Raw genomic sequence first — 16,077 nt, forward strand, 5'->3', positions numbered from 1 at the left:
GAGGTTAGAACTGCATGCGGAACTTGATCGCTCCGGTGTCGTCCCGGTAGCGGTCGCCCTGGCGGGTCTCGTACTCGACCCGGATCGCGCCCTTCTCGAAGTCGGCCTCCAGGCCGACGGCGGCGCGGGTGAGCTGCCGCGGCAGCTCCGTCCGCACCGTGAAGTCCGGGGCGGCGGCCGGCGCGCTCTCCAGCCGGGCCCTGATGTCCCAGCTCGCCTCCGAGAAGCGGGTGACGCCGACATTGGCGTAGGGCCGCAGCACCACCCCCTTGGTGGTGACGTGGGTGGCGCCGATCTCGAGATTGGCCGTGCCGGAGCTGAAGGACTGGTCCGAATCCCGGACGATCAGGTTCAGGCTCGGGGCGCCGCTCTCCCGATAGCCCTTGAGGCCCAGGTGATAGGCTTCCCCCTCGATCGAGGGGCGCAGGTAGAAGGTCCGGCCCTGGGCCAGGTAGGCCGCGCGCAGGCGTAGGGAGGCCAGGTCGGTCACCGGATGGCTGTTGGCGGCGACCTGGGGAATCGGGAAGTTCACCGACCGGGAGAGATCGGCGCGGCTGTACTGGTAGCTGGCGGCGGCGGCCAGCAGCAGGGGGCCCATCTCGCGCTTGATGACGCCGCCGGCCTGGACGCGGCGGGCGCGGGAATGGGCGGGCGCCCCGCTATCGAACTGGCTGTCCTCGAGGCCCAGGGACAGGCCGCCGAACCAGCCGGGTTGGGGCAGGGCGAACTGGCCGCCGGCCTGCAGGCGCATGGCGTGCTGCTGGTAGCCGGGCTCGGCGCCGGCCTCCATTCGGCTCGATCCGCCGCCGGCCTTGGCCCAGTAGCAGGTCCCCTCGTGCAGGACGTCGGCGGCCCCCTCCCCGCCGGGGCAGCTCATCAGTCCACCGACGAAGGTCAGGGACGACATCAGCGGCGTCACGCCCTGGGTCGGTCCCGCGCCGGGATCCAGGCTGTTCACCCGGGCGACATAGGCCGGCCGGCTCTTCTGGAAGGCGAGGTCGTCCAGCAGGGGCTCCTGGGCCGCCGCGCCGCCGGCCGCCCAACTGGCCTGCAGATGCTTGGTGATCGCCACCTGGTTGGGGCTGAGACCGGCCAGCACGAAGTCGACCCTGTTGGTCCCCACCTTCAGCTCGGTGGCCGTGGCGGTCAGGCCGTAGTCCACCACCAGGGTGTCGCTGGCGTCGGCGGCGATCCCGTTGTTGGTGAGGGCCGCGGCGCTCAGCACGGTCAGGTACCTCCCCGGGATCAGGTCCAGCACATGGTAGGGCTCGAGGATCACCTGGCCGGCCAGGGCCGCGGCGCCGGACACCTCGATGCGGTCGGCGGTTCCGGCGTGATAGCGGGCGTCGATCTTCAGGCCGCCGGTGGAGGATTGAGTCAGGTCGCCGAGGATGCGGGTGGTCCCCACGCTCCCCGCGCCATAGGGCGAGAGCAGGCCGGCGTTGGCGAAGGTCCCGCCGTTCAGGGCGATGACCCGGTAGCTCTCCACCAGGCCGGCGGCGCGGTTTGTGAAGGCGTTGGCGCCGCCCCCCAGGCCGATCTCGCCGGTGACGCGGCCGGCGTTGTCGACCGCGTCGTCGCCGTCGGAGCCGAGGATGGCCAGCAGCGACTTCGAGGTCACCGCCCCGCCGCCGATGGTGAGTTTGTTGTGCGCCCCCCCGGCCAGGAAGATCCCGGCCCCGCCGTTCGCCCCGCCCTGGATGATCCCGTTCACGGTGATGTCGATGTCGCCGCCGCGGCCGTTCGAACCCTGGCCGCCGACGCTCTGGGCCAGGATGCCGTGGGCCCCGTCGCCGAAGGCCTTGATGTCGCCGGCATGGACGATGGCGATCGCGCCCGCCGTCCCCTTGTCGCCGTTGGAGCCCGACAGCGCGATGGCCGCCGGGAAGGTGTTGGCGCCGGCGCCGCCGACGCCGCCGCCGCCGCCCACGCTCTGGGCGTAGATGCCGTGCGCCCCCTGGCCGGTGGTGGTGATGGCGCCGCTGGTGGTGACCTTGACCGCTCCGCCATTGCCGCCGGCCCCGCCGCCGCCGCCCATGCCCAGGCTGGCCACGGAATAGGGGATGCCGGTGTCGATCTTCACCAGGCCCAGGGGATCGACCCCGAACACCAGGGTGGCCGGGACCACCCCGCCCCCCAGGCCGCCGCCGCCCCCGACGCTTTGGGCGAGCACGCCGTACGCCGCCTTGCCGGAGGTGGCGATGGCGCCCTTCACCGAGACCTCGACGTCGCCGCCGTTCCCGCCGGACGTGCCTGAGCCGCCCAGGGCGACGTTCAGGTAGTTGGACGCATTGGCCGCGCCGCCGATGCCGCCGCCCCCGCCGATGGACTGGGCCAGCACGCCCGCGGAACTGGCGCCGAAGGTGACCACGTCACCCTCCTGGGCGACCTTGACCGCCCCGCCATTGTCCACCGAGCCGCCCTTGCCCCCGATGGACAACGAGAAGGAATAGCCGCCGCCGATCTCGCCGGCGCCGGTGCCGCCGACGCCGCCGCCGCCGCCGACGCTCTGGGCCAGGACGCCGTAGGAGAGATCCCCCAGGGTGGAGATCGCCCCCTTGTTGGCGACCGTGACCGCGCCGCCCGCCCCCGAGGCGCCGCCGGCTCCGCCCAGGCCGCCGCCGATGCTCATGTCGCCGGTGGCGCCGCCGTCCCCGCCACCGCCCGATCCGCCGCCGCCGCCCACGCTCTGGGCGAAGATGCCTGAGGACATGAAGCCGGCGGTGAGGATCTCGCCGCTGTTCTCCAAGGCCACGTCGCCGCCCTTGCCGGCCGCCCCGCCATAGCCGCCGACCCCGATGGAGACCGCGACGCTGTCGGGGGCCTTGCTGGTCTTCTTGGCCACGTCGCGGGCCAGGTTCTTCCCGAAGGCGCCGGGGTTGGAGACGATGCGGGAGAACTCGCGCTTGAAGCTGGCGTACTTCTCCGTCGCCCTCTGCTTGAGGCTGGTGTTGGCGTCCTCGCCCTTGCCGTCGGGCAGGACGGTGGGGATGTCGACCCCCTCCAGCAGGGAGCCCATCGCCCCCGCCCCGCCGGCCCCGCCGCCGCCGCCGACGCTCTGGGCGGTCACCCCGTTGGCGCCGGAGCCCAGGGTGACGATGGCGCCCGAATTCACCACATGGACCAGGGCGCCGTCGCCGGCCGCCCCGCCATGGCCGCCCACCGCCACCTTGATCTCGGCGCTGCGCACCTGGCCGCCGACATTGAAGGCCGCCGTGGTGGCCGAGGCGTCGCCGCCGGCCCCGCCGCCGCCGCCGACGCTCTGGGCGAAGATGCCGGTGGAGCCGTCGCCGTAGGTGGTGATCAGGCCGCCATTGTCCACATTGACGATGTCGCCGGCTCCGCCCTTGCCGCCGGAGCCGCCCACGGCGACGGCGACATTGACCTCGGTCCCCTTGCCGCCCGCCGCGGTGATGGCGGTGGCCGAGGCGTCGCCGCCGCGCCCGCCGCCGCCGCCGACGCTCTGGGCGAAGACGCCCATGGCGTTGAAGTCGTAGGTGGTGAGCTGGCCGGTGTTGGTGACGTCGACCCGCTTGCCGGCCCCGCCGTCGCCGCCGGAGCCACCCACCGCCACCGAGATGGCGACCGCCACCTTGTCGCCGCCGGCGATGGCCACCGAGGTCGCCTGGCCGCCCGCCCCGCCGCCGCCGCCGACGCTCTGGGCGAAGATGGCGTTGGCGAAGTCGCCGGCCGCCTCGATGGCGCCTGAGTTGCGGACATCCACCGTGGAGGCGTCGCCGCCCGACCCGCCGGAGCCGCCCACCGCCACCGAGGCCGAGACGAAGGCCCCGGCGCTGATGGCCGTGGCCGAGCCGCCCTTGCCGCCGCCGCCGCCGATGGACTGGGCGAAGATGGCGTCGGCGCCGAGACCCGAGCTCCTGATGACGCCGTCGTTGCGCACCGCCACCGCGCCGCCCTTGCCGCCGGCCCCGCCGGCCCCGCCCACGGCCACCGAGGCGAAGGCCCCAACCCCGAAGGCGTCGCCGCCATTGCCGCCCCCGCCGCCGACGCTCTGGGCGAAGATGGCCGAGGCGCCCTGGCCCGAGGCGGTGAGGGTCGCGCCCTTGGCGTTGACCGCGGTGACCAGGCCGCCATCGCCCGCGTCGCCGCCGGAGCCACCGGAGACGCTGATCCAGCCGCCGGCGGACCCGCCGTTGCCGCCACCGCCGCCAATGCTTTCCAGGAACAGGGCGTGGGCCCGGGCGCCCTCGGTGGTGACCGCGCCCATATTGCTGAGGGTCACCGCGCCGCCGTTGGGGCAGACGAAATAGACCCGGCAGCGGGCCGACTCCGCGGTGCCGCCGTTGCCGGCGTCGGAATAGAAGATGCCGTCCGAGGAGCCGCCGTCGCCGCCGACCCCGCCCAGGCTCTGGCCGAACATGCCGTAGGATTCCAGGCCCTTGGTGGCGATGGTCCCGGTGTTGGAGAGGATCACGGTCCCGCCGGGCGCCGAGGCCCCACCCTTGCCGCCCTGGCCCACGAAGATGGAGTCGCCGTCCCCACCGTCGCCGCCCTTGCCGGCCAGGGACTGGCCCAGCATGCCGTAGGCCCGGTCGCCGGAGGTCTTCAGCGTCCCGGCGTTGGTGAGGGTGACGTCGCCGGTGAGGCCGCCGTCACCGCCGGTGGCGCCGGCATAGGCGTTGTTGCCGCTTCCCCCCCGGCCGCCCTGGCCGCCCAGGCTGAACCCGGCCACGGCGTGCGCGCCCGCGCCGGAGGTGGTGATGGCGCCCCCCGAGGCGATGTCGACGCGGACCGCCCCGGAATCGCCGCCCCGCCCGCCCGCGTTGGAGCTGTCGCTGACGCCCGAGGCGCTGTCGCCGGCCGAGCCCTGGCCCCCCAGGCTGCGGGCCAGGACGCCATAGGCCTTGGTCCCGGTGGTGACGATGGCCGACTTGACCGTCACCAGGATCTTGCCGGCGAAGCCGCCGGTGACGCTGGGGCTGTCGTTCACCGATTGGCCGCCGAGGCTCTCGGCCAGGATGGCGTGGCCGCCGATCCCGGAGGTGGTGAGCGCCCCGGTGGTGGTCACGGTGACGTCGCCGCCCCGGCCGCCCTGGACCCCCAGGGCGCCAAGGCTCAGGGCCGCGATGGCCGGGCCGCTGACCCCGCTGGTGGTGACCGCGCCCCGGTTGTCGACGGTGACCGCGCCGCCGGCGCCGCCGTTGGTGTAGAGGTCGAGGCTGAACAGGCCGGTGTTGAAGCGGAACCGCCCGACGCCGCCCTGGGACCTGGCCAGCACGCCCGCGCCATAGCCGCCGCTGGCGCTCACGGTGGCGGTGTTGGTCAGGCTGACGGTCCCGCCGGGCTCGCCGTCCTGGAAGTTGGCCGCCGCGCCCCCGGCGCTGATCGCCGGCACGGCGCCGGTCAGGCTGTCGAGCACCTCCTCGGGCTGGGGCGGGGCGTCGAGGAAGGTGAGGGTATTGGTCTGGACGGCGATGTAGCCCAGCACATAGGGGGCGAGCTTGGCCTTGTCCGGGGTCCCGCCGAACAGGCAGCCGGGATTGATCGTGCAGTTGAAGAAGAACAGCGCGCTGGTGGCCGCCGGACTGGTGTCGCCATTGATGGCGGCCAGGGCGTTGGTCCCGAAGTCGAGGCGGGCCTGGGCGCTGTTGCGATCGCCCACCCGGTTGAAGGTCACCGCCCGGGACTGGGCCGTGGCGCCGCTGGCGTAGGTGGCCGGGGTCGTGTTGACGACGTCGAGATTGGGACCCGGCGCGGCGGCGGCGGCGAGCGGGCTGGCGGCCTCCACCGCCAGGGCCAGGGCGGCGGCGCGGCCGATCAGGCGCCGCGCTGCCTGGTCCAGCCTCCGGGCGCGCCGGTCGGCGGGGCGCGGGATCGGGACCCGGTTCGCCCGCGGCAGGGCCTGGACCGCAGCCTCCACGGCCTCCAACGCCAGGTAGAGTCGCTGGGTCGCCGCGGTGGCCGGACTGTCGCCCACCAGACGGCGCAGGGCGCCGAGTTCGGCGAGGGTTCCGGAGAACTGGCGGCGCAGGGCCGCGGCGGTGTGGGGATCGGCGGCGTCGGCCAGCAGCCGTGCGCGCAGGCTTTCAAGCGCCTGCGCCAGGCGCAGCAGCTTCTGCGTCCGTTCCGACATGAAGCAAACCCCCGACACACCGTCCCGGGGAGTTCCCAAGACGGCTAAATCTACCCGTGTTATTCAAGGGTCTGGCGTCGCAACCGGCAATTGGCGAATTTTGGGGAGGGATTCGCCCGCCGGCGTTGCGGGGGTTCGCCTGAGGGGCGAGCGGGGAGAGGGTGTGGATGCCGACGAGCCGTATTTTCGACGACCCCTTCGACCTGGGGGGATGGCCGCCGAGGCTGACGGTCGAGGAGATCGCCGACGTGCGGCGCCATCCCAATTTCCGCGCCGCGTTCCTGGACAGCGGCGAGCACGCCACCCGACCGGCCCTGACCCTGGGCCCGCTGCGCAGCCTGTTCAAGGACCGCGGCAGCCAGACCATCGGCACCCTGGCCCTGTGCCTCTACGACACCGAGGAGGGGCTGACGGCGGGCCGCCTGACCCGGATGTGCGTGGAGTCGGGGATCTGCAGCGCCGGCCGGGTGGAGAGCTACCTGGCCCTGATGCGCCAGCGCGGGGCGCTCATCCCGCTCGGCAAGGCCTCGGGCCTGCCCGTCCGCCACGGATTCAGCGAGGACTATCTGGCCTGGTTCCGGGACTATGTGCGCTCCGGCCTGCGCGCCCTGGCCCTGGTGGACCCGTCCGCCACCACGGTCCTGCCGCTGATGACGGGGTCGGACTTCTTCCACTACATGCGGCGCAGCATGGCCAGCGCCAGCGTCAATCCGCCCCTGACCCATCCTGGCGGGGGGCCCGAACTGCTGCTGTTCGCCCAGCGGGACGCGGGCCTGGCGATCCTGTCGGACCTGGTGGCCGGCCAGCTGGCCTCGCAGGCCGGGAGCGCGCCGATCTCGGTCGCCGATCTGGCGCGGCGTCACGGGGTCTCGCGGGCCCATGTCCTGAAGCTGCTGCGGGACGCCGACGAGGCCGGGGCCTTCGCCTGGAACCCGGACGCGCGCACCGTGACCCTTCCGGCCTGGATGCTGGAGCGGCTGGAGCAGGGGGTGGCCGTCACCCTGCTCAACCGGCGCTACGCCGCCCGCGCGGTCCTGGCCGCCCCGCGCGGCGCCCTGGCCATCCGGCCGGCGACCGCGGCGGACATGGGCGCCCTGCGGGCCCTGATGGAGCAGGCGATCCGCATCCACCTGGCGGCCTATCTGCCGCCGGAGGGGGTGAGCGCCTCCTTCGAGATCATGGGGCTGGACAGCCAGCTGATCGCCGACGGCACCTATTTCGTGGTGGAGGCCGACGGCCAGATCGCCGGCTGCGGCGGCTGGAGCCGGCGGGCCACCCTGTTCGGCGGCGACCACAGCGCCGGCCGCGACTCGGGCCTGGTGGATCCCGCCGTCGAGCCCGCCCGCATCCGGGCCATGTACACCCATCCCGACTTCGCCCGCCGCGGGGTGGGCAAGCTGATCCTGGACACCTGCGAGGCCGCCGCCGCCGCCGAGGGCTTCCGCCGGGCCGAGATGGCCGCCACCCTGTCGGGGGAGCCCCTCTATCGGGCCACCGGCTATCAGACGATCGAACCCTTCGAGGCCGAGACCTCCACCGGGTTCAGGGTGCCCCTGATCCGGATGGGCAAGGCGCTCGCCTGAGCCCAACGAAAAAGGGCGGCCCGTGAGGGCCGCCCTTCGCCGTGATCCTGGCCGTGAGGTCAGAAGGTGTAGGTGATCCGGCCGTAGTAGTAGCCGCCGTTGATGCCGAAGGGCGAGTAGCTGGGATACTGGCCCACGCAGCCGCTTCCGGAGGCGACGCAGGCGGCCTGGAACTGGGCCGACAGCTTGTCGGGGTACTTGTTGAACAGGTTGTTGGCGCCGACCGAGAGCGTCACGGCGTCGACGAACTTGTAGGAGACTTCCAGATCGGTGATGGCCGTCGTGCCGATCGAGGTCTGCAGCAGGGGGCCGGTGCCCGGATCGGACAGCGACGAGGACTTGCCGTAGACGGTCTCGGTCAGGTTCACGGTCAGGGCGCCGAAGGTGTAGAGCGCGTTCAGGCCGATCTTGTACTTGGGCGAGGCCTTTTCCAGCAGGTCCTTGGCGTTGCCGGCGAACAGGGTCTGTCCGCTCGGATAGGGGACGCTGGGGGTGGTCAGGGCCGCGGGCGGCGCCTTCACCTTGGTGACCTTGGTGGTGTTGTAGTTGCCGCTCAGGGTCCAGTCGATCCGGCCGTATTCGCCCAGGTCGGTCGGGTAGGAGATCACCAGGTCGACGCCGCGCGAACGGGTGTCGAGGCCGTTGGAGAAGATGTTGATCCCGGTGGTGGTGACGGTGGGGTCAAGCACGTTGCCGTTGGCGAGGATCGCCGCCAGCACCTGCGGCGAGGCCAGGACGCCGTTGCGGGTGCCGTAGAGCGAGCTGGAGCCGAAGATCCGGTCGGTCAGCTCGATCTGATAGGCGTCGAGGGTCAGCGTCATGGACGGCAGCGGGTGGGCTACGATGCCGACGCTGTAGTTGGTGGATTCTTCCGGCTTCAGGGTGTCGATGCCCAGCAGGCGGGCGGCCGGCGAATTGGGCGCCAGCTGCACGAAGGCCGAGGTCGGCGACACGTTGGTGGCCGAATAGTAGCTCTCCGCCAGGGTCGGGGCGCGGAAGCCGGTGCTGACCGTGCCGCGCAGGGCGATGGCGTCGTTGAAGTCGTAGCGGCCGGTCAGCTTGGCGACGGTGGTTTCGCCGAAGTCGCTGAAGTGCTCGTAGCGGACGGCGGCGTCCACTTGCAGGGCCTCGATGGGCGAGACCGCCAGGTCGGCGTAGATCGCCCAGCTGTCGCGGCTGTGTTTGCCGGCGTCGGTCAGGGCGAAGCCCGGATAGGACTGCGAGCCTTCCTTGTAGCGCGACGCGGCGTCGCCGGCGCCGATCTCGTAGGTCTCGTGACGGTTCTCGAAGCCGAAGGCCGCGGCCAGCGGCGTCGCCAGGCCGACCTCGAACTCCTTGGAGAGGTCGAGGTTGTTGGTCAGCTGGGTCGTGGTCCAGGTCCCGGCGTGGAAGCTGGTGGGCGAGGAGCCCTTGGTGGTCAGGGTGGAGGTGTCGGCGTAGAGGCTGGCGTTGATGGAGTCCTCGACGCGGACCTCGATGTCGTCGACGCCGTAGGTGGAGCTCAGGTCGAAGTTCCAGCCGGCGACGACGCCGGAGACGCCGAGGGTGCCGGCGTAGTCGTCCTCGATGATGCGCTCGCGCGGGCTGAAGCCCTGGGGATAGGGCCGGTCGGCCGCGCCCTGCTTGCCCTGGACGCGGTTGTAGCGGCGGTAGTTCTCGTAGGCCGAGGCGTCCTTGTGGCCGTAGGAGCCGAAGGAATAGACCTCGAGGTCGTCGGTGACCGAGACGCCGCCGTTGTAGCCCAGGTTGCTCAGCCGGTACTCGGCGTCGCCGGAGATCAGGTTGAGGTTGGGGAAGCCCTTGATGGTGCTCTCATAGGCGAAGTTGGCCGCCGAATAGGAGGGGCTCGCGGGGTTGAACACGCGCTGGTCGGGCAGGCCGCGGTTGCTGAAGCCGTGGTACTTGGTCTCGGCCGTCAGGTTCAGCCAGCTGTTCTCGGTGGGCGCGGTGCCGATGTTCATCGAGAGCGCGGCGGTCTTGCCGCCCTCGTCCATGTATTCGCCGCCGGTGGCGGAGATGGAGCCGCCCGCGTCGGCCTTCTTCAGGATGACGTTGATGACGCCGGCGATGGCGTCGGTGCCGTACTGGGCCGCGGCGCCGTCGGTCAGCACCTCGATGCGGCCGATGGAGGCCATGGGGATGAAGCTCAGGTCGGTGGCCGCCGCGCCCTGATAGGCGCCGGACAGGACCGCGAAGTTGGCGGTGGTGTGACGGCGCTTGCCGTTGATCAGCACCAGGGCGTGGTTGGGCGACAGGCCGCGCAGGCGCGCCGACAGGGTCAGGTTGGCGGTGTCGCCGCCGAAGGCCTGGGCGTTGAAGGAGGGCACCAGGTTGCTGAGGCCGACCCGCAGGTCGGTCTGGCCGGTGCGGGTCAGGGCGGCGGTGTCCACCACCTGCACAGGCGCGGCGCTGTCCTCGACCTTCAGGCCGGTCTGGCGGGTGCCGGTGACGATGACTTCATCGACATCGGTGACGGCCGCCGCCAGGGTCTGGGCCTGGGCGCCGGTGGCGCCGGCGATCAATACGGAGGCGAGCGAGACGCTCGCCAGCCATGCGTTTCGGGTCGTGGTCTTCATCTTGTAGGCCCCCTCATAATCGCGGCGCAGATTGGCCGCAGATCCCCCGGGCGCCGGATGTGCGCGGCGCCGAGGCGTTGACGGACGGTCCAGGACTGGGCTTTGGCCCTTAGTTCCTGGTAGTCGCCCAGAAATGTCGGTGATTTGGCTCAATATCCGCGTAGAGAACCGCGAGATGTTCGGCTGATATAGCCGCATCCAAGTTATAAGCTGAATTATCAACACTCATACCGAAGAGCTCACGCAGAAGTTGAGATCGCCCGGCCCGGTTGTTTCCTCAAATTTCTTATAGTTGTACTGACGTCAAAATCGTTTCCGTCCCGATTTCTTCAAGGACGTTCATCTGACAGTAAGAGGTCCACATGAATCCTTTTTCGTGTCAACGCGACGGGAGCCGCCTGCCGCAATGTCTCCAGATTTTGGAGTTCTGGCGCATTTTGTGCGCGATAAACGGGCATGACATCCGGCGGTTGCGCCAGATTTCCGAACACCCGTCGGGTCAAGACCTGGATGGACTCGAAGGACGTCCACGATAACTGCGCGATAACTGCGCTCCATCTGCCCGCGTTTTAATCGCGCAGGACATTTTGTGGGCGATCCGGGGCTTCCGAGCTCATCGGAGCGGGCGGGGGGAGGGCAGGCGTGGCTTGAACAACCCTGCTCGCCTGTCCGAAGGTGGGCCGCCCTCGCCGAACGCCGGCGCCGACATGAAGGAAGACCCCGATGCGCAGACTGATCCTGGCCGCCCTCCTGCCGGTGCTGGCCGCCGCCGCGGCGCCCGCCGCCGCCGCCGACGCCATCGTGCGGGTGGGTCCGCCCACCGCCGCCATCCTGCAGGCCGCCGTCGTGCCGGCGGGCTATGACACCATCTATGTGAGCGGACAGACGCCGCCGCCCCTGAACGCGGGGGCTCCGGCCGGCACGCCGGTGGAGTTCGGCGACACCAAGACCCAGACCATCGGCATCATGAAGAAGATCGCCGACGTCCTGAAGGGCCAGGGCTACACCATGGGCGACGTGGTGATGATGCGCGTCTACCTGGTGGGCGATCCGGCGAAGGGCGGAAAGATGGACTTCGCCGGGATGATGGAGGGCTACACCCAGTTCTTCGGGTCCGCCGACCAGCCCAACAAGCCGGCCCGGGTGACCATGCAGGTGGCCGCCCTGGTGGCGCCGGGCATGCTGGCCGAGATCGAGGTCCAGGCCGCCAAGAAGAAATAGCCGCCTGAGGAACTTGCAGCGCCGCCCGCCTCGCGCGGGCGGCGTCTTGCTGTGGGCTAGACCGCGCCGGCCGCCTTCAGGGCGGCGATGCGCGCGTCGTCATAGCCGAGGGTCCTGAGAATCTCGTCGGTGTGCTGACCGAGCGTCGGGGGCGGGGCGACGCGGTCGCCCTCCGGCCGGCCCAGATCGAAGCCGAGATTGAGGGTCGCCGCCTGGCGGTCCGTGCCCGGCAGGTCGAAGGCGGCCCGCAGGGACCGGCTGGCCACATGGGCGTTGTCGGCGATCTGCGGCACGGTGCGCACCGCCCCGGCCGGGACGTCGGCGGCGTTGAAGGCCAGCTCCCAGGCCTCGGCGGTCCGGCTGGCGAACAGGGGATGCAGGATCGCCAGCAGGGCCGCCTCGTTGTCGATCCGGGCGTTGGGGTCGGCGAAGCGGGGATCGGCGATCAGCTCGCCGCAGCCCAGGACCGCGCACATCTTCTCGAACTGCTTCTGGGTGTTGGCGCCCAGCAGCAGGGGGCCGTCGCTGGCCTGGAAGGTGGCGGCCGTGGGGCTGGGATTGAAGCCGCGATTGCCGACCCGGGCCGGCTCGTCCCCGGCGATCAGATAGGGCCCGATCATCGAGATCATCAGGATCAGGGAGGAGTCCAACATGGCCACGTCCAGGTGGCGGCCCCCGCCCCCGAACCGCAGCCGCTGCAGCACCGCGGCCAGGCAGGCGAAGGCGCCGGCGTAGCCGGTGAAGGTGTCGATCATCGGGAAGCCGACCTTGGCCACCTCGCCCTGCGGATCGCCGGTGAGGGACATGACCCCGCAGATGGCCTGGACGATGTGGTCATAGGCCGGGTTGTCGCGCATCGGCCCGGTCTGGCCATAGCCGGAGAGCGAGCAGTAGATCAGCTCGGGATTGACCGCCCTGGCCTGCTCGTAGCCCAGGCCCAGCTTGGCCAGGACGCCGGGGCGGTAGTTCTCCACCAGGATGTCGGCCTTGGCGATCAGGTCGAGGACCACCTGGACGGCGCCGGGATTCTTCAGGTCCAGGGTGATGGACTTCTTGCCGACGTTGACGGTCTGGAAGGCTGGCGCCATGCCGACGAACTCGGGGCGGCGGTCGTAGTGGCGGAAGACGTCGCCCTCGCCGGGGCGCTCGATCTTGATGATCTCCGCCCCCAGCAGGCCCAGCACGTGGGTGCAGAAGGGTCCGGCCATGACGTGGGTGAGGTCCACCACGGTCATTCCCGCCAAAGGCCCGGACATCCTGCTACGCTCCCTGTCTTGTCGTTATTGGTGATTAGACACGTATTGTTTAATTTGCAAACGATTGAGACCTGAACCAAATTGCGGCCGACGGACGCGGGCCAACCGCGCGCAGGGAGACCCAGGATGACGGGCAGGAAGCTGATCGGCGCGGTCGTGGCCCTGATGCTGCTCGCCGCCTGCGCGCCGGCCAAGCCCGCCGGTGGGGTCGAGGTGCTAAGATACGCCTCGCCCTATTCCCCCAACCACCCCTTCAGCCGCGCCGACATCACCTGGATGAAGCACGTGGAGAGGGCGTCGGGCGGCCGCATCAAGATCCAGCCCTTCTGGGGCGGGGCCCTGATCAGCTCCGACCAGAGTGTCATCGAGCTGCGCCATGGGGTGGCCGACATCGCCCTGATCACCCCCATCTACATGCGCTCGGGCATGCACGTGATGAAGACCCAGGCCGGCTTCTATGGCGGGGTGCGGACCATCGAGGACCAGGTGGCGGTCTATCGCTGCCTGGAGCAGGCCTTCCCGATCTTCGACCAGGAGATGGCGGGCGTGCACGTCCTGGCGGTGCAGGGGGGCAACCTGCCCAATGTGCTGACCCGCGACAAACCTGTCCGCGGCCTGGCCGACCTTCGGGGCCTGCGCCTGCGGGCGCCCGGCGAGCTGACGCCGGTGCTCCAGTCCCTGGGGGTCGACGTCGTCACCATGCCCATGGGGGAGGTCTATTCGGCCATCTCCAAGGGGGTGGTGGACGGGGTGGTTGCGCCGGCCGACGCCGTGAAGTCGCTGCACTTCAACGAGGTGGCCCGGCATCTCTCCCTGCTGCAGGTCAGCCGCGGCGCCTATCCGGCCCGGGCCATCTCCGACCTGCGTTGGCGCGCCCTCAGTCCGGACCTGCGCCAGGTGCTGATCGAGGCCACGCCGGTCTGGGAGGCCGCCCTGGCCCGGGAGATCAGCAAGGCGGAGGCCGAGGGCATGGCCATGGCCCGCACCGAGGGGATGTCCATCGTTCCCGTCGACCCGGCCGAGCAGGCCCGCTTCGACGCGGCCTATGACGCCGAGGCCCTGAGGAACGCCCGGCGCCTGGCGGAGTACGGCCTGCCGGGGGAAGCCATCTACCGCAAGGCCCGCGCGGTGATCGCCCAGGGGATGCCGGTCAAGGCTTGCTAGGCCCCGCGCCCTGGTGTTAGGCAGCAAGTGAAATCATTTGCCTAACTTACAATAAGCGACCCTGGGGAGCCCCTATGAGCAGCACCGTCAGTTTCGACGTCCGTGGCGACGTCGGCGTGATCCTCGTCGATCGTCCCCCGGTGAACGCCATCGACGTGACTGTGCGCGACGGGATCTGGAAGAGCCTGGACAAGGCCCTGGCCGATTCGGCCGTGAAGGTGATCCTGCTGGCCTGCGCCGGCCGCACCTTCCTTTCGGGCGCGGACCTCAACGAGCTGAACGGGACCATCGAGGCGCCCACCTATTACGACACCCTCGATCGGCTGGAGGCCTCGGCCAAGCCGGTGGTGGCCGTCCTGCACGGCACGGCCATGGGCGGCGGGCTGGAGACGGCGCTCGCCTGCCACTACCGCGTGGCGATCGCCGACGCCCGCATGGGCATGCCGGAGATCACCCTCGGCATCGTCCCCGGCGCCGGCGGAACCCAGCGCCTGCCGCGCCTGATCGGCGCCCGTCCCGCCCTGGAGATGATGATCGCCGGCGCGCCCATCGACGCGGCCAAGGCCAAGGCGCTGGGGATCATCGACGCCATCGTCGAGGGTTCGCCCCTGGAGGGCGGCCTCGCCTACGCCCAGAGGCTGGCCGACGAGGGCGCGCCCGTGCGGCGCACCGGCGACCGCGCGGTGGACACGACCGGCTTCTCCGAGCCTGAGATCGAGGCCTACCTGGCCAGCCAGGCCCGCGCCCTGAAGGGCCGCACCACCCAGTTCCGCACCCTGGAGGCCGTCAAGGCCTCGACGACCCTGCCCCTGGCGGAGGGCCTGAAGGCCGAGGATGTCATCTCCCGCGCCTCCCTGAAGGACCGCGAGGGCCTGGCCCTGCGCCACATCTTCTTCGCCGAGCGCGAGGTGGGAAAGATCCCGGGCCTGCCGGCCATGGACCCCGAACCGATCCGCGCCGCGGCCGTGGTCGGCGCCGGCACCATGGGCGGCGGCATCGCCATGAGCCTGGCCAATTCCGGCGTGCCCACCGTGCTGATCGACGTCAGCCAGGCGGCCCTGGACCGCGGCCTGGGCGTGGTGCGCGCCAACTATGAGGTCACCGTCCAGCGCGGCCGGATGACGCCTGACGAACTCGAACAGCGCATGGGCCTGATCACCGGCGCCGTGGGCCTGGAGAACGCCAGGAACGCCGACGTGGTCATCGAGGCGGTGTTCGAGGACATGGACCTCAAGAAGAAGATCCTGGCGGAGCTGGACAAGGTCTGCCCGCCCCACACCATCCTCGGCTCCAACACCTCGACCCTGTCGGTGACGGAGCTGGCCTCGGTCACCAACCGGCCGGAGAAGGTGGTAGGCCTGCACTTCTTCTCGCCCGCCCACGTCATGCGCCTGCTGGAGATCGTCCGCGGCGGGGCGACCTCCTCCCAGACCCTGGTCACCAGCCTGGAGATCGCCCGCAAGCTGAAGAAGATCGGCGTGGTCTCGGGCGACGCCTTCGGCTTCATCGGCAACCGGATGATGCAGGAGGGCTATTTCCGCGAGGCCGAGCAGCTGCTGCTGGAGGGCGCCGGCGCGGCCCAGATCGACTCGGCCGTCGAGGCCCTGGGCTTCGCCATGGGTCCCAACAAGGTCAACGACATGGCCGGGGTCGACGTGGGCTACAAGGTCCGCGAGGAGCTGTTCAAGCACCAGACCCGGCCCGACCCCTATTTCGCGGTCTCCGACGCGCTCGCCGCCCAGGGGAAGTTCGGCCAGAAGACCGGGGAGGGCGTGTTCCTCTATAAGGCCGGCGACCGCACCGCTCATCCGAACCCGGCCACCGAGGCCCTGATCGCCCAGCTCGCCGCCGACCGGAAGATCAGCCCCCGCCAGATCACCGACGCCGAGATCCAGGAGCGCTGCATGCTGCCCCTGGTGAATGTCGGCGCCCAGCTGCTGGACGAGGGGATCGCCTACCGGGCCAAGGACATCGATGTGGTCTGGACCTCGGGCTATGGCTTCCCCCGCCACCTGGGCGGGCCGATGTTCTACGGCGACACGCTCGGTCTGGCCCATGTGCTGGAGCGGGTGGAGCACTATCACAGGCTGCTCGGCCACTACTGGAAGCCGGCCGGCCTGCTGGTGAAGCTGGCCCGCGAGGGCGGCAGCTTCGAGGCCTACGACGCCCGCCGGAAGTAGGCG

The 16,077-nt window shown here is 70.8% G+C and carries 7 protein-coding genes; 4 read left to right on the forward strand and 3 right to left on the reverse strand.

Going from position 1 to position 16,077, the window contains the following annotated elements; translation table 11 throughout:
• Positions 1–4 precede the first annotated feature (4 nt).
• The gene (locus AC1RN5_RS13120; protein WP_493041604.1) at positions 5–6,094 is read right to left on the reverse strand and encodes a hypothetical protein; all 6,090 of its coding nucleotides are present in this window, start codon (positions 6,092–6,094) and stop codon (positions 5–7) included.
• Positions 6,095–7,179: 1,085 nt separating this feature from the next.
• On the opposite strand from AC1RN5_RS13120, the gene AC1RN5_RS13125 reads away from it, so the two are divergent.
• Complete coding sequence (locus tag AC1RN5_RS13125; RefSeq protein ID WP_493042137.1) at positions 7,180–7,677, forward strand: GNAT family N-acetyltransferase; 498 nt, start codon at positions 7,180–7,182, stop codon at positions 7,675–7,677.
• Between the two features lie 59 nt (positions 7,678–7,736).
• Here AC1RN5_RS13125 and AC1RN5_RS13130 read toward each other — a convergent pair whose 3' ends face one another.
• Complete coding sequence (locus tag AC1RN5_RS13130; RefSeq protein WP_493041605.1) at positions 7,737–10,253, reverse strand: TonB-dependent receptor plug domain-containing protein; 2,517 nt, start codon at positions 10,251–10,253, stop codon at positions 7,737–7,739.
• A gap of 723 nt (positions 10,254–10,976) precedes the next feature.
• Here AC1RN5_RS13130 and AC1RN5_RS13135 point away from each other — a divergent pair.
• Complete coding sequence (locus AC1RN5_RS13135; protein ID WP_493041606.1) at positions 10,977–11,474, forward strand: RidA family protein; 498 nt, start codon at positions 10,977–10,979, stop codon at positions 11,472–11,474.
• Between the two features lie 56 nt (positions 11,475–11,530).
• Here AC1RN5_RS13135 and AC1RN5_RS13140 read toward each other — a convergent pair whose 3' ends face one another.
• Complete coding sequence (locus AC1RN5_RS13140) at positions 11,531–12,730, reverse strand: CaiB/BaiF CoA transferase family protein (RefSeq protein WP_493041607.1); 1,200 nt, start codon at positions 12,728–12,730, stop codon at positions 11,531–11,533.
• A gap of 126 nt (positions 12,731–12,856) precedes the next feature.
• Between AC1RN5_RS13140 and dctP the strand changes: the two genes are divergently transcribed.
• Entirely contained in the window at positions 12,857–13,894 is a 1,038-nt protein-coding gene (gene dctP / locus AC1RN5_RS13145; RefSeq protein ID WP_493041608.1) for a TRAP transporter substrate-binding protein DctP, read from the forward strand.
• Between the two features lie 74 nt (positions 13,895–13,968).
• Positions 13,969–16,074 carry a 3-hydroxyacyl-CoA dehydrogenase NAD-binding domain-containing protein gene (locus tag AC1RN5_RS13150; RefSeq protein ID WP_493041609.1) on the forward strand — a complete coding sequence of 702 codons (2,106 nt, stop codon included), beginning with the start codon at positions 13,969–13,971 and terminating at the stop codon, positions 16,072–16,074.
• Positions 16,075–16,077 lie beyond the last annotated feature (3 nt).

Source organism: Phenylobacterium sp. GW821-FHT12F10 (assembly GCF_058806695.1).